5 protein-coding genes and 1 pseudogene are annotated in these 15,403 nt (G+C 71.8%); 4 read left to right on the top strand and 2 right to left on the bottom strand.

What is annotated here, in order from left to right; translation table 11 throughout:
* Together AC07CM_RS48695 and AC07CM_RS48690 are read right to left on the bottom strand one after the other, a co-directional pair.
* A partial coding sequence (locus tag AC07CM_RS48695; protein WP_478883019.1) for a type I polyketide synthase occupies positions 1-1,829 on the bottom strand: 1,829 nt, incomplete at its 3' end.
* 48 nt (positions 1,830-1,877) lie between these two features.
* Positions 1,878-10,946, bottom strand: a pseudogene (locus AC07CM_RS48690) (type I polyketide synthase); the annotation flags it as partial.
* Positions 10,947-11,199: 253 nt separating this feature from the next.
* Here AC07CM_RS48690 and AC07CM_RS48685 point away from each other — a divergent pair.
* The 4 genes from AC07CM_RS48685 (at position 11,200) to AC07CM_RS48670 (ending at position 15,128) form a co-directional block, all read left to right on the top strand.
* Positions 11,200-12,579, top strand: a complete 1,380-nt coding sequence (locus AC07CM_RS48685) for a glycosyltransferase (protein WP_478883018.1) — start codon at positions 11,200-11,202, stop codon at positions 12,577-12,579.
* A 67-nt stretch (positions 12,580-12,646) separates the two neighbouring features.
* A complete protein-coding gene (locus AC07CM_RS48680) occupies positions 12,647-13,705 on the top strand; it encodes a DegT/DnrJ/EryC1/StrS family aminotransferase (RefSeq protein ID WP_478883017.1) in 1,059 nt (352 codons plus the stop codon).
* Between the two features lie 32 nt (positions 13,706-13,737).
* The gene (locus tag AC07CM_RS48675) at positions 13,738-14,916 is read left to right on the top strand and encodes a cytochrome P450 (RefSeq protein WP_478883016.1); all 1,179 of its coding nucleotides are present in this window, start codon (positions 13,738-13,740) and stop codon (positions 14,914-14,916) included.
* A gap of 17 nt (positions 14,917-14,933) precedes the next feature.
* On the top strand, positions 14,934-15,128 hold the full coding sequence (locus AC07CM_RS48670) for a ferredoxin (RefSeq protein ID WP_478883015.1): 195 nt from the start codon (positions 14,934-14,936) through the stop codon (positions 15,126-15,128).
* Positions 15,129-15,403: the final 275 nt, after the last annotated feature.

Genomic DNA, 15,403 nt, shown 5'->3' with positions numbered 1-15,403 from the left:
GGCTGCGACCACCCCGTCCGGTCCAACACATCCGCATCCTCACCCCACATCACCTCCCGGACATCCGCCCCCAACTCCGCGACCACCGCATCGAAAGCCTCCGCAAACACCGGGAACCGGCCATACAACCCACGCCCCATCCCCAACCACTGCGCACCCTGACCCGTAAACACAACCCCCAACCGACCATCACCAGCCACCCCCTCCACCGCGGTCCAGGCCGTCAGCTTCGCTGCCAGGTCGGCGGCGTCCCGGCCGACGAACGCCGCCCGGTGCGCGAGGTGCGCTCGGCCGGTGGCCAGGGTGAGGCCGACGTCCGCCGGATGCGCACCCGTGTCCAGCCGGAGTGCCAGTTGCTCCGCCTGCGCGCGCAACGCCGCCGGCGTGTGCCCGGACAGCACCCACGGCACGACCGCGTCGACCGGCGCTTCGGCGCGCGGCTCGGCATCGGGGGCCTGCTCCAGGATCGTGTGCGCGTTCGTGCCGGAGATCCCGAACGACGACACCGCCGCCCGCCGCGGCCGCTCCACCACCGGCCATGGGCCGGCCTCCGCCGCAAGTGTCACCGCACCCGCCGACCAGTCCACATGGGAGGAGGGCGTCTCGGCGTGGAGCGACTTCGGCACGAGCCCGTGCCGCATCGCCATGACCATCTTGATCACACCGGCGACACCCGCGGCGGCCTGTGTGTGCCCGATGTTCGACTTCACCGAACCCAACAGCAACGGCGTCTCACGGTCCTGCCCGTAGGTCGCCAGCAGCGCCTGCGCCTCGATCGGATCACCCAGCGACGTGCCCGTGCCGTGCGCCTCGACGACGTCCACTTCGGACGCTTGCAGCCCGGCACTGGCCAGCGCCAGCTTGATGACCCGCTGTTGCGAAGGGCCGTTCGGCGCCGTCAGGCCGTTCGACGCGCCGTCCTGGTTCACCGCCGAACCCCGCACCACCGCGAGCACCGGGTGGCCGAGCCGCCGTGCGTCCGACAGGCGCTCCAGCACGAGCATGCCCACGCCCTCGGCCCAGCCGGTGCCGTCGGCGGAGTCGGAAAAGGCCTTGCAGCGGCCGTCGGCGGAAAGGGCGCGCTGGCGCGAGAACTCCACGAAGGTGCTCGGCGTGGACATCACCGTCACACCGCCGGCCAGGGCCAGCGTGCAGTCGCCGTTGCGCAGTGCCTGCGCGGCCAGGTGCAGCGTCACCAGCGACGACGAACACGCCGTGTCGACCGTGACCGCCGGCCCCTCCAGCCCCAGTGTGTAGGCAACGCGGCCCGAGGCGACGCTGGGCAGGCTGCCGTTGGTGCGGTAGCCCTCGAAACCGTCGTCGGCGAGCAGTTCCCGGTAGTCGCTGTACATCACGCCCGCGTAGACGCCGGCGCGGCTGCCGCGCAGCGACGCCGGGTCGATACCCGCCCGCTCCAACGCCTCCCACGACGTCTCCAGCAACAGACGCTGCTGCGCGTCCGTCGCCATGGCCTCCCGCGGGCTCATGCCGAAGAACTCAGCGTCGAAGTTCCCCGCATCGTGGAGGAAACCGCCGGCCCGCGCGTAGGACGTGCCCACATGCCCGGGGTCGGCGTCGTAGAGGGTGTCGAGGTCCCAGCCGCGGTTGGCCGGGAACTCGGTGACCGCGTCGGTGCCGTCCACGACCAGCTGCCACAGGTCCTCCGGCGAGCGCACACCGCCCGGGTACCGGCACGCCATGCCGACCACGGCGATCGGCTCGCGTCCCTTCAGCTCGAGTTCCTCTATGCGCTGGCGGGCGGTGCGCAGGTCGACCGTCACACGCCTCAGATACTCGACAACCTTGTCCTGCTGGCCGTGGTCATCCATCGCAGGTCCTCTTCTCCATCAACGAACGGGGGGCGGCGGCGGGCGGGTTCAGTCCTGGGAGATGCCCAGCTCGCCATCGATGATCGTGAACAGCTCGTCGACCGAAGCCGAGTTGATCTTGTCGACGTCGATCTCGCCGACGTGTCCGGCCGCGTCTGTCTCCGCCTGCCGCAGCCGTCGGCCGAGCTGCTCGAGCCGGTCGGCGAGCGCCGCGTGGTCGGCCGTGGAGCCGGCGACCGCGACGGCCGCCTCCAGCCGGTCCAGCTGCTCCAGTGGCGTGCCGGTCCCGGCCGCCTCGGGCTCGGCGGAAGGCGTGAGTTCGTCCCGCAGGTACTCCGCGAGCGCCGACGGAGTCGGGTAGTCGAACAGGAGCGTGGACGGCAGTCGGCGGCCGGTGACCGTGTTGAGCCGGTTCCGCAGTTCGACGCCGGTGAGCGAGTCGAAGCCGAGCTGCCGGAACTCGCGGAACTGCTCGATCGCCGCCGGTGAGCCGTGGCCGAGGACGGCAGCGGCCTCGGTCCGTACGGCGCCGAGCACCAGCCGCACGCGTTCGTCGGGAGCCGCGCCGGCGAGCCGCGATGCCAGTGTGGCGGTGTCCGCCGCTGCGGCGGAGGCGGCGGTACGGCGTCCGGTGCCGGCGAGACCGCGCAACACGGCCGGTACGTCACTCCTCGTGCGCAGCTTGGACAGCTCCAGCCGCATCGGCACCAGCGCCGGAGCATCGACGGTCAGCGCGGCGTCGAACAACGCCATGCCCTGCTCCGTCGACAGCGGGGCCATGCCGTCGCGGGCCATTCGCGCGAGGTCCGCCTCGGACAGCGTCGCGGTCATGCCGGCGCCCGGCGCCCACGCGCCCCAGGCCAGTGAGAGGGCCGGCAGGCCCGAGGAACGGCGGTGCGCCGCAAGTGCGTCGAGAAAGGCGTTCGCGGCGGCGTAGTTGGCCTGGCCGGCCCCGCCGATGACTCCCATGACCGAGGAGAACGTCACGAAGTCCGTGAGTCGCCTGTCCTTGGTCGCCTCGTGCAGGTTCCAGGCCGCGTCGGCCTTCGACCGCAACACGGTCGCCAGCCGCTGGGGCGTGAGCGAGCCGACCACGCCGTCGTCGAGTACACCCGCGGTGTGCACGACCGTCGTGAGATCAGGGATGTTCGCGACCAGCTCGCGGGTGGCGTCACCGTCTGCGATGTCGCAGGCGAGCGTCCGCACCTCGACACCGCGTCGCTCCAGCTCCTCGCGCAGTTGTGCCGCACCGTCCGCCGCCGGTCCGCGGCGTGAGGCGAGCACCATGCGGGCCACGCCCTGCCCGGCCAGATGCAGGGCGAGCTTGCTGCCGAGTCCGCCTGTGCCGCCGGTGATGAGGACCGTGCCGTCGGTGGCGGGTCCCGTCGGCATCGTCAGGGCGATCTTGCCGATGTGCTTGGCCTGGCTCATGTGGCGGAACGCGTCGCGCGCGCGCCGCACGTCCCACGATCGCACCGGCAGCGGCGCCAGCGCCCCGGCCTCGAACAGCTCACTCAGTTCGGCGAGCATGGCGGCGACGCGGTCCGGTTCCACCACCATCAGGTCGAACGGCAGGTACCGCACGCCGGGCAGATCGGCGGGGTCGCGCACGTCCGTCTTGCCCATCTCCGCGAAGCGGCCGCCGTCGGCGAGCAGGCCCAGGGACGCGTCGACGAACTCCCCGGCCAGTGAGTTGAGCACGACGTCGATCCGCTGCTCGCCCAGCACTCTGCCGAACGTTTCGGCGAAGTCGAGCGTCCGGGAGCCGGCGATGTGGTCGTCCGCGACGCCGAGGGCGCGCAGCGTGTCCCACTTGCCCTCGCTCGCCGTGGCGAACACCTCGGCGCCCAGGTGCCGCGCCAGCTGGATCGCGGCCATGCCCACGCCGCCGGCACCGGCGTGGACGAGTACGCGCTCGCCGCTGCGCAGCCCCGCCAGGTCGACAAGACCGTGGTACGCGGTGAGGAACACCAGCGGGACGGCTGCGGCCACCTCGTCCGGCCAGGCCGCCGGTACGGGCACGATCAATCGCTCGTCCACGACCGCCAGCGGGCCGAAGCCGCCCGTGATCATGCCCATGACGCGGTCGCCGACTCGCACGCCCGTCACCTCGGGGCCGACCGCCACGACCTCGCCCATGCCCTCGGCGCCGGGCGCGCCCGGGTCGCCGGGGTACATGCCCAGGACGTTGAGTACGTCCCGGAAGTTCACGCCCGCCGCGCGCACCCGCACGCGTACGTGCCGGCCGGTCGGTTCGCGCTCGGCCTCGGGGTACGGGACGAGGGCGATGCTGTCGATGCTTCCCCGTTGCGGGACGTCCAGCCGCCACCCGCTGCCGCCGGGCGGCAACAGGCCCGCGTCCGCACCGAGGCGCGCCAGCCGGGCGGCGTGCACGACACCGTCCCGCACCCAGCCCTGGGGTTCGCCGGACGCCAGCAACGCGCCGTAGGCCGTCGAGGGGTCCTGGCCTTCCGGCAGGTCGAGCAACAGGAAGCGGCCGGGGTTCTCGGTCTGCGCGGTCCGCACCAGGCCCCACACGGCAGCCGAGGCCGGATCTTCGCCCGTCACCGCTCCGTGTGTCACGAAAAGCAGCGGTTCCGCGCTGTCGCCGGACAGCCACTCCTGCACGGCCTCGAGCGCCTTGATCGCCGCCGCGTGCGTCGCCGCTGCAATGTCGCCGGTGGCCGGCGCGAACTCCCTCACAGCGGCGGGCTCGATCGCCCCGGCTTCCGGCAGCGGCGTCCAGTCCAGTGCGAACAGCGAGTCGTAGGCGTGCGCGGCGACGGGCGTGGCGGCTGCCCGCAACGTCAGCGACTCGACGGCCGCGACCGGATCACCGAGCGCGTCCGCGGCCGTGATGGACACGCCCGGGCCCTTCGTGGTCAGGCGGACCCGCAGTACGGCCGCGCCGGCGGCCGCCAGGGACATGCCCTCCCACGCGAACGGCAGGGCCCCGGGTGCCACACCCATCTCGCCGAGGAACGCCACCTGCACGGCGGCGTCGAGCAGCGCGGGGTGCAGACCGAAGGCACCGGCCTGGCCTGCCACCACGTCGGGCAGCGCGACCTCGGCGAACACCTCGGCATCCCGCCGCCACACGGCACGCACGCCCCGGAAAGCCGGGCCGTAGGCGAGGTTCATCGCGGCCAGCCGCTCGTAGCAGTCGTCCAGCGGCACGGCCTGCGCGCCGGCCGGCGGCCACGCGCCCCGCGCGAACGTCGTGTCCACCACGGGAGCGTCCGCAGTGAGGTGTCCGGTGGCGTGCAGCGTCCAGGTGCCGTCGGCCCACGACGACACCTTCACCGGGCGGCGGCCGCCCTCGTCCGCGCCGACCGCGACCTGCACGGGAACCGAGCCGCGCGCGGGCAGCACGAGCGGCACGGTCAGCGTCAGCTCGTCCAGCCGTCGGCAACCGGCCTCGTCGCCGGCGCGCAGCACCAGCTCCACGAATCCCGTGCCCGGGAACAGGGTCCGGCCGCCGACCACGTGGTCCGCCATCCAGGGGTGGGCGGTGGCGGACAGCCGGCCGGTGAGCAGCACGCCATCGCCGTCCGCCAACCGGACGACCGCGCCGAGCAACGGGTGGCCGGCCTGGTCGAGACCGGCGCCGATGACGTCACCCGCCCCGCCGTCGTCCGGCCAGAACCGCTGATGGCGGAACGCGTAGGTGGGCAGGGCCACGGTGTGCGCTCCGGTGTCCGCGAGGAAGGCCGCCCAGTCCACCTTCGTGCCGCGCACGTGCAGCTCCGTCAGCGCGGTGACGGCCCGGTCCTCCTCGGGCCGGTCACGGCGCAGCACCGGGATCGCGCGCAGGTCGACGTCGCCGGCGGCATCGGGAACCAGTGCGCTGAGCGTGCCGTCCGGTCCGAGTTCGAGCACGGTGCGGACACCGGCGTCGGCCATCGCCCGGACGGCGTCCGTGAACAGCACCGGTTGCCGCACGTGCTGCACCCAGTAGATTCCGCTGTCGGGCGAGTCGATCCGGCCGGTGAGCGCCGACACGAACGGGATACGCGGTTCGTGGAACGTGCAGTTCTCCAGCGCCTCGCCGAACTCGGCCAGCATCGGGTCCATCAGCGGCGAGTGGTAGGCGTGGGAGACCGGCAGCGGCTTCGTGCGACGGCCCAGCTCCGCGAAGGTGTCGCGGATCTCGGCCACCACCTCGCCGACACCGGCCACCACGACCGACATCGGCCCGTTCACGGCCGCGATGGACACTCCTTCCACCAGCAGCGGGCAGACCTCGGCCGTGGTCGCCTCGACAGCCAGCATCGCCCCGCCCTCGGGCAGGGCCTGCATCAGGCCGGCCCGCATGAGCACGAGCGTCGCCGCGTCGGCCAGCGACAGCACGCCGGCGACATGCGCGGCGGCGATCTCACCGACCGAGTGGCCACCGACCATGTCCGGCTCGACGCCCCACGACTCCACGAGCCGGTACAGGGCGACCTCCAGCGCGAAGAGCGCGGGTTGCGTCCAACGGGTCCGGTCGAGTTCCGCCGCGTCCCGGCCCCACATGACGTCCCGGACCTCGGTGCCCAGTGCCGCGACGACCTCGTCGTACGCCGTGGCGAACGCGGGGAACCGCTCGTACAGGCCGCGGCCCATGCCGAGGCGCTGCGAGCCCTGGCCGGTGAACAGCACGCCCAGCTTGCCCTGGACGACCGACCCCTGGACCGCGTCGGTCGGGTCGGCCAGCGTGGCCCGCAGGGTGTCGCCGTCCCGGCCGGTCACGGCGAGACGGTGAGCGAAGTGCGTGCGGGTGCCGGCCAGGGACAGCGCCACGTCGGCCGCGCCGCCGGACGCGGTCGCGACCCGCGTCGCCTGCGCGCGCAGCGCCTCCGGTGTGGGTGCCGACACCACCCACGGCACCAGGACACCGTCCGTCCCGGGCGCGGGCTCCGGCTGGGCGAACTGCTCCAGGACGACGTGCGCGTTGGTGCCGGAGATACCGAACGACGAGACCGCCGCGCGTCTCGGACGGCCCGTATCGGGCCAGGGTGCGGCCTCGGTGAGCAGCTCCACCGCACCCGCTGACCAGTCCACGTGCGACGACGGCTGTTCCACGTGCAGGGTCCCCGGCAGCCTCCCGTGCCGCATGGCCTGCACCATCTTGATGACACCCGCGATACCGGCGGCGGCCTGCGTATGGCCGATGTTGGACTTCAGCGAGCCGAGCAGCAGCGGCGTCTCCCGGTCCCGGCCGTATGTCGCCAGCAAGGCCTGGGCTTCTATCGGGTCGCCGAGCTTCGTGCCGGTGCCGTGCGCCTCGACCACGTCGACCTCGGACGGGCGCAGGCCCGCGTTCGCCAGCGCGGCACGGATCACCCGCTGCTGCGACGGCCCGTTCGGTGCGGTCAGGCCGTTGGAGGCTCCGTCCTGGTTGACGGCCGAGCCACGCACGACGGCGAGTACCCGGTGTCCGTTCGCGCGGGCGGCGGACAGCCGCTCCAGGACCAGCACGCCGACACCCTCGGACCAGCCGGTGCCGTCGGCGGCGTCGGAGAACGACTTGCACCGACCGTCGACGGCCAGGCCGCCCTGCCGCGTGAACTCCACGAAGTTGTCGGGCGTGGACATGATGGTCACGCCGCCCGCCAGCGCGAGCCCGCACTCCCCGGCGCGCAGTGCCTGTGCGGCCAGATGCAGCGCCACCAACGACGACGAGCACGCGGTGTCGACGGTCAGCGCCGGGCCCTCGAGGCCGAGCACGTACGCCGTCCGGCCCGACATGACACTCGGCGTCGTACCGGTCATCACGAAGCCGCGGGAGTCGTCGCGCCGGCCGAGCAACGATGCATAGCTGCCGCCGAAGGTCCCGACGAACACGCCGGTCCGGGTGCCGCGCAGGGAGGTCGGGTCCAGGCCGGCGTGCTCCAGCGCCTCCCACGTGGTCTCCAGCAGCTGGCGCTGCTGGGGATCCATCGCCTTGGCCTCTCGCGGCGAGACACCGAAGAACTCGGCGTCGAAGCCTGCCACGTCGGGGAGAAAGCCGCCGGAGCGGGTGGCGACGGCGGGCGTGCCGTCGGCGCCCGGGTCGAACAGCGCGTCCAGGTCCCAGCCGCGGTCGGTCGGGAAGTCGCCGACGACGCAACGTCCCTCGGCGGCTACCCGCCACAGGTCGTCGGGGCCGGCGACGCCGCCCGGGAACCGGCACGCCATGCCGACAATCGCGATCGGCTCGTCGGCCGCGGCCCGGGTGGTGGCGGCTTCCTCGGTGTCGCCGGTGACGGAGGAGAGCAGGAAATCGGTGAGCCGGTCGGGCGTCGGGTGGTCGTAGACGGCGGACGTGGGCAGCGCGATGCCCAGTGCGGCGACGAGCCGCTCACGGAGGTCGACGGCGGTGATCGAGTCGAAACCGAGGGCGCGGAACTCCCGGGACGTGTCGATCGTGGCCGGGTCCGTGTGCCCCAGCACGCCGGCAGCCTGCGCCCGGACGGCGTCGAGGAGCGCCGCGCGATCGAGCGCCGGGACGTCGGCGACGGGCTCCGGTCGGCGCACGGGCGCGGCCGTGGCACCGGGACCGGCCAGCCAGTACCGGCGGCGGTCGAACGCGTAGGTGGGCAGGCCGATCCGGCGGCCGCCCTCGTACAGACCGGACCAGTCCACCGTCACACCCCGCACGAACACCTCGGCGAACGACGTGAACACGCGGTTCAGGCCGTCCTCGCCACGACGGAGCGTGCCCGTCACGACGGCCCGCACACCGGCCGCTTCGACCGCCTCGGCGATACCGACACGGAGCACGGGATGCGGGCTGCATTCGATGAAGGCGCGGTGCCCTTCGTCGAGCAGCGTGGCGATCGCGGGCCCGAAGTTCACCGTGTGGCGCAGGTTCCGGTACCAGTAGCCGCCGTCCATCGTCGTGGTGTCCAGCCATTCGCTGCTCACCGTCGAATAGAACGGCACCTGCGCGGTCCGGGGCCGGATCGGCGCGAGCAGGTCGAGCAGTTCCTGCTGGATCGCCTCGACCCGCGTCGTGTGCGAGGCGTAGTCGACGGCGATACGCCGCACCCGTACACCGTCGGCGGTCAGCGTGTCGAACAGCGTCTCCAGCGCGGCGGGCGGACCGGCGACGACGACCGACGCCGGCCCGTTCACGGCCGCGATCTGCACGGACCCGTCGGCGGGCAGCAACGGCTCGACGCGCTCCACCGGCAACGGCACCGACATCATGAGACCGTCACCCGCGATCCGCCGGGCGATGGCCCGGGCGCGCAGCGCGACCACCCGGGCACCGTCCTCCAGAGACAGCGCCCCGGCGACGACGGCGGCAGCGATCTCACCCTGCGAGTGACCGACGACCGCGTCCGGGTGCACACCCCGCGAGCGCCACAGCGCCGCCAGGGACACCATCACCGCGAAGGACACCGGCTGCACCACGTCCACGCGGTCCAGGTCCGGCGCACCCTCGGCCTGACGCAGCACATCCACCAGCGACCAGTCGGTGAACTCGGACAGCGCCGCCGCACACTCGCCGATCCGCTCCGCGAACACCGATGACTCGTCCAGCAGCCGCGCGCCCATGCCGGCCCACTGCGCACCCTGACCGGGGAACACGAATACGGTCCCGCCCTCGACGTCCGCCACACCGGCGACAACGGCGGGCGTCACCTCACCCCGGGCGAACTGCTCCAGCCCGTCACGATCGACGACCACCGCCCGGTGCTCGAACAGCGAACGCGAGGTAAGCAGCGAATGTCCGAGATCCCGCGGATCGGCCTCCAGTCCGACCAGGCCGGCGGCCTGACCACGTAACGCCGCCGCGGAGCGCGCCGACAGCACCAACGGCAACGCGGCCGGATGCGGCGCGGTCTCCCGTTCCGCCGGGTCGGGTGCGGGCGGGGCCTCCTCCAGCAGGACATGGGCGTTGGAGCCGCTGAACCCGAAGGACGACACGCCGCACCGGCGCGGGGCGTCACCGCCCGGCCAGTCCCGTTTCCGGGTCAGCAGTCCGACGGCACCGGACGACCAGTCCACGTGCGGCGTCGGTGGTTCGGCGCGCAGGGTGGCGGGCAGGACGCCATGCTGCAGGGCCTCCACCATCTTCACCACGCCGAGCACGCCGGCCGCGGCCTGGGTGTGCCCCAGGTTGGATTTCAGCGACCCGGTGTACAACGGCCGGTCGCGGTCCTGTCCGTACGTGGCGATGAGCGCTCGGGCCTCGACCGGGTCGCCGAGCGGGGTGCCGGTGCCGTGTGCCTCCACGGCGTCCACCTCGGAGGGAAGCAGGCCCGCGTCGGCGAGGGCTGCGACGATGACCTCGCGCTGCGCCTCTTCGCTCGGCGCGGTGAGTCCTGCCGAGGCGCCGTCGGAGTTGATCGCCGAGCCCCGCACCACGGCCAGCACCTGATGTCCCACGGCACGGGCCGTCGACAGGCGCTCCACTAACAGCACGCCGACGCCCTCGCTCCACGCGGTGCCGTTGGCGTCCGCGCCGAAGGGCTTCGGCCGAGCGTCGGGCGACAGTGCGCGCTGCCGGCTGAACGCGACGAAGGCTGCCGGAGTCGGCATGACCGTGACGCCGCCGACGACGGCCTGCGCGCACTCCCCGCTGCGTATCGACCGCACCGCGAGGTGCAGAGCGACCAGCGAGCTGGACGACGCCGTGTCCACGGTGAGCACGGGTCCGCGAAGACCCAGTTCGTAGGCGACACGGCCGGAGGCGACACTGCCCGCGGTGCCCGTGAGCAGGTGGCCCTCGGCACCATGCGCGTTGGTCAGCCCCGGGCCGTACTCATGCGCCTCGGCACCGACGAACACGCCGGTGGCGGTGTCGCGCAGCGTCGCGGGGTCCACGCCCGCGCGCTCCAGCGCCTCCCACACGACCTCCAGCAGCAGCCTCTGCTGCGGGTGCATCGCCTCGGCCTCACGTGGTGAGATCCCGAAGAACGAGGCGTCGAACTCGGTGGCGCCGGCGAGGAACCCGCCCTCGCGCACGTAACTCCGGCCCGGTGCCGCCGGGTCGGGGTCGTACAGCGCGTCGAGGTCCCAGCAGCGGTCCGTCGGGAACGGCCCGAAGACGTCCTCGCCGTCGCACAGCAGGCGCCACAGCTCCTCCGGCGAGTCGATGCCGCCGGGAAGGCGGCACGCGGTACCGACGATCACCACCGGGTCGGTCACTTCCGGGTTCTCGTTGCCGGCTTCGCTCATGACGTGGGACCACCTCAGACCGGTAGGTACGACAGGGACTCAGCGGTGGAGCGTATGCACGGCCCAACCCGTATTTCCCTACAGGTGGGGCACGGGCGCGGGGGCCTGTGCGGCTCCCCGCCGGTCTAGGGAATTCCGGCCGTCGACGGTGGGATAAACGGGACCTCGGGGGCGCACGCCGGTCCCGTCCGTGGATAAGCCCGCCCGAAAGGTGTCCCGCATGTCATCCAGCTCGCGGCCGATCCTGTTCGTCAGCCTCCCGGAGAGCGGTCTGTTCAACCCGGTCCAGACGATCGCGGGCGAGTTCGCGCGGCGCGGCGTCCAGGACCTGTGGTTCGCCACCGACGAGGAACGCCGGGGCGACGTCGAGGCGCTGGCCGACGTGTCGGCGGTACGCTTCGCCTCACTCGGCGACGTGGTGCCGGAGCTGTCGGCCCTGACGTGGGACGAGGACGTCTACGCCAAGGTGACAGGCCCGAAGCGGTTCGCCGCGCATGCCGCCGTGATCCGCCACACCTACGACCCCGCGCTGCACGTCGACAAGTACAGGCGGCTCCTGGAGATCGTCGAGAAACTCGAGCCCGCGCTGATGGTCATCGAGAGCCTCACCGCGTACGCCATCGACATCGCGATCACCCGCAGGATCCCGTACGTGCTCGTCTCGCCCTTCCTGCCGAGCAACTACGTGACCGCGTACACCCCCTTCACCAAGGCGTACACCGACCCCGACTTCCCCGTGCCGCACTCGGGCCTGTCCGTGCACATGACGCTGCGGCAGCGGATCGAGAACCGGCTCTTCCGTGTGCGCACCCTGGGGATCTTCCTGCGCCCGTCCATGGCGCGGGTCCTCAAGCGGGACAGACAGACCCGGCAGCAGCTGGGCATCGCCCCGGAGGCGCGGCGCTTCCTGGCCAGGATCGAACGCGCCGAACTGGTCGTGAACGGGTCACTGGCCGAGTTGGACTACCCCTTCCGGGCGCCGGACAACATGAGGATGGTGGGCGCGCTGGTCCCGCCGCTGCCTCAGGCACCCGAGGACGAGGACGTCAGCGGGTGGCTCGCCAGGCACAACTCCGTGATCTTCGTCGGCCTGGGCACCACCACCCGCCTGACCTCCGAACAGGTGCGTGACATGCTCACGGTGGCACGGCGGCTGGGCGACGACCACCACATCCTGTGGAAGCTGCCCGTCGAGCAGCAGCGTCTGCTGCCCGACGGGCCGCTGCCCGAGAACGTGCGCATCGAGAGCTGGGTGCCCTCCCAGCTCGACGTGCTCGCCCACCCGAACGTGAAGGCGTTCCTGACCCACGGCGGTGGCAACGGCTTCCACGAGGGCCTCTACTTCGGCAAGCCCATGGTCATCCGCCCCCTGTGGGTGGACTGCCACGACCAGGCGGTGCGCGGCGAGGACTTCGGCGTCAGCCTGACCGTCGATCCGCACCACGGCACCGGTGACGACATCTTCCGTGCGCTCCAGCGGGTACTGGACGAGCCGTCGTTCAGCGAGCGCGCCCAGCGCTTCGGCAAGCTGCTGCGCGCCGCCGGCGGCGCGGCCGCCGCCACCGATCTGGTGCTGGACCTGCCCGCCCTGGCTTCCTGACCGCTGCGAAGCGCCACCCCCGAGCGATCCCCTTCGGCGCCGGCACCACTCAACGAGCGAGGACCCCATGGGATTCAAGTACTCGGTCTCCAGGCCCAGCATGAAGGGGCGCGAACTGGAGTACGTCACCGACGCGGTCACCAGCGGATGGATCTCCGCGCAGGGACCCTACATTCCGCGATTCGAGCAGGCGTTCGCCCGATACAACGGGGTCGAGCACGCCGTCGCCTGTTCGTCGGGCACCACGGCACTGACCCTGGCGCTGCGGGCGCTGGGCATCGGGCCGGGCGACGAGGTGCTGGTTCCGGAGTTCACCATGGTCGCAACGGCCTGGGCGGTGTCGTACACGGGTGCCACGCCCGTGTTCGTGGACTGCGGCGACGACCTGAACATCGACGTCACGCTGATCGAGGACAAGATCACTCCGCGGACCAGGGCCATCATGCCGGTGCACGTCTACGGCAGGCGGTGCGACATGGACGCGATCATGAAGATCGCCTTCGAGTACAACCTCCGGGTGGTCGAGGACTCCGCCGAGGCACACGGCGTCCGCCCGGTCGGGGACATCGCGTGCTTCTCGCTGTTCGCGAACAAGATCATTTCCTCGGGCGAGGGCGGGGTGTGCGTCACCGACGACCCCCGTCTGGCCGCCCAGATGGAGCACTTGCGGGGCATGGCGTTCAGCAGGGAGCACAACTTCCTGCACAAGAAGCTCGCCTACAACTTCCGGATGACCAATCTGCAGGCCGCCGTCGCCCTGGCACAGACCGAGCGGATCGACGAGATCCTCGCGGCACGGGCGCGCATCGAAGCGCACTACGACCGCGGGCTCTCCGGCGTCGACGGCATCACACTGATGCCGTCACGGCAGGTGCTGTGGATGTACGACGTGCTGGCCCGGGACCGCGACGAGCTCATGGAGTTCCTCACGGAGAACGGCATCGAGACCCGCTACTTCTTCCAGCCGATGAGCAGGCAGCCGATGTACCGCGACCCGATGTGGCCTTCGCTCAGAGCCACCCGGTTCGCGCAGGAGGGCCTCTACCTGCCGACCTACACCGATCTGAGCCCCGAGGACCAGGACTTCGTCGTCGGCCGGGTCCGCAAGTTCTACGGTGCCGGCTGACCGGCGCCCCGATCCCGATGGGACGTGCACCCATGACGCTTTCCGAACCCGAGGCGACGGAGTTCCCGGTACGGTTGCCCGGCGAGCCATTCCCGCCGCGTCAGTACGCCGACTTCCGCAAGCAGCCCGGTCTGATCCGCTCGACGCTGCCGACGGGCAGCCCGGTGTGGCTGGTGTCGCGGTACGAGGACGTGCGCACCGTGCTGACCGACCGCCGGATCAGCTCCGATCCCGCGCGCGAGGGCTTTCCCAACGTCGCCAGGACCGGCGGCGTGCCGACACAGGATCAGATCCCCGGCTGGTTCGTCGGCATCGACCCCCCGGAGCACGACAGGTTCCGCAAGGCGCTGATCCCCGAATTCAGCGTGCGGCGCATCCGGCAGTGGCGGCCCCTCGTCCAGGAGACCGTGGACCGCTGCGTCGACCACCTGCTGTCCCTCGGCAACTCCGCCGACCTGGTCGCCGAGTTCGCGCTGCCAGTGCCCTCACTGGTGATCTCGACGATGCTGGGCGTGCCGTTCGTGGACCGGGAGTTCTTCGAGTCACGCACCAAAACGCTGGTGAACCTGAAGACCACCACCGAGGACGAGCGGGGCGTGGCCGTCCAGGAGCTGCTGCGCTACATCGGCAGACTCATCAAGGTCAAGCAGAGGCGGGCGGGCGACGACCTGATCTCCCGGCTGCTGGAGACCGCGGTCCTGTCCCCGGAAGAGCTGACCGGGGTCATCATGCTGCTGCTGATCGCAGGGCACGAGACCACCGCGAACAACATCGCGCTCGGCGTGGTGACCCTGTTGTCGAACCCGCAGTGGATCGGCGACGACCGCGCGGTGGACGAGCTGCTGCGCTACCACTCGGTCGCGGACCTGGTCGCGCTGCGCGTGGCGGTCGAGGACGTGGAGATCGGCGGGCAGGTCGTCAGGGCCGGGGAGGGCATCATCCCGCTCATCGCCGGCGCCAACCACGACCTGAACAGCTTCGACCGGCCCGACGAGTTCGATCCGGGCCGGGCCGCGCGCCACCACGTCGCGTTCGGCTACGGGGTGCACCAGTGCCTCGGACAGAACCTGGTGCGCGCCGAGATGGAGATCGTCTACCAGACGCTGTTCCGCCGGGTGCCGACGCTCGCGGTCGACGCCGACGTCACCGCCCTGCCGTTCAAGTACGACGGCACCCTGTTCGGTCTGCACGAGTTGCCCGTCCGTTGGTGAACCAGAGGAGCGAAGTCATGAAGATCCATGTGGACAGGAGCCGGTGCGTCGGTGCGGGCCAGTGCGCACTGACGGCGCCGGCGCTGTTCGACCAGGGCGAGAGCGACGGTCTGGTGGAGGTGCTCGACGCCGAGCCGGACGAGACGCAGGCCACCGCCGCGGCGATGGCGGCACAGGTGTGCCCGTCCGGCACGATCACCCTGAGCCGCTAGGTCGTGTCCGCAAAGTCCCGTCGTCCGCCCGGAGGGCGGGCCCCGCGGCGTCTGGTGCGTGCTCTCGGCGTGCCGGGCGGAGGCCCTCGTACTGGATGTACCCGGGGCTTCGCCCGGTGCGGCGAGAGTGCGTGCCAGGCGTCGTGGGGCAGGCGGGACTTTGCGGACACGGCCTAGGACCAATGCCGTTGTTTTAGGCCTCGGACGTGGGTTCCTGGGTAGTGGTCCCGGGGGGTGGTTCGGGTGTCTGCGTGCGTGTCTGAGTTATCGGGCCT

It is taken from the genome of Streptomyces sp. NPDC044061 (assembly GCF_056434305.1).
Note: the sequence above shows the minus strand (reverse complement) of the source record. Positions and strands in the feature narration are given on the sequence as shown.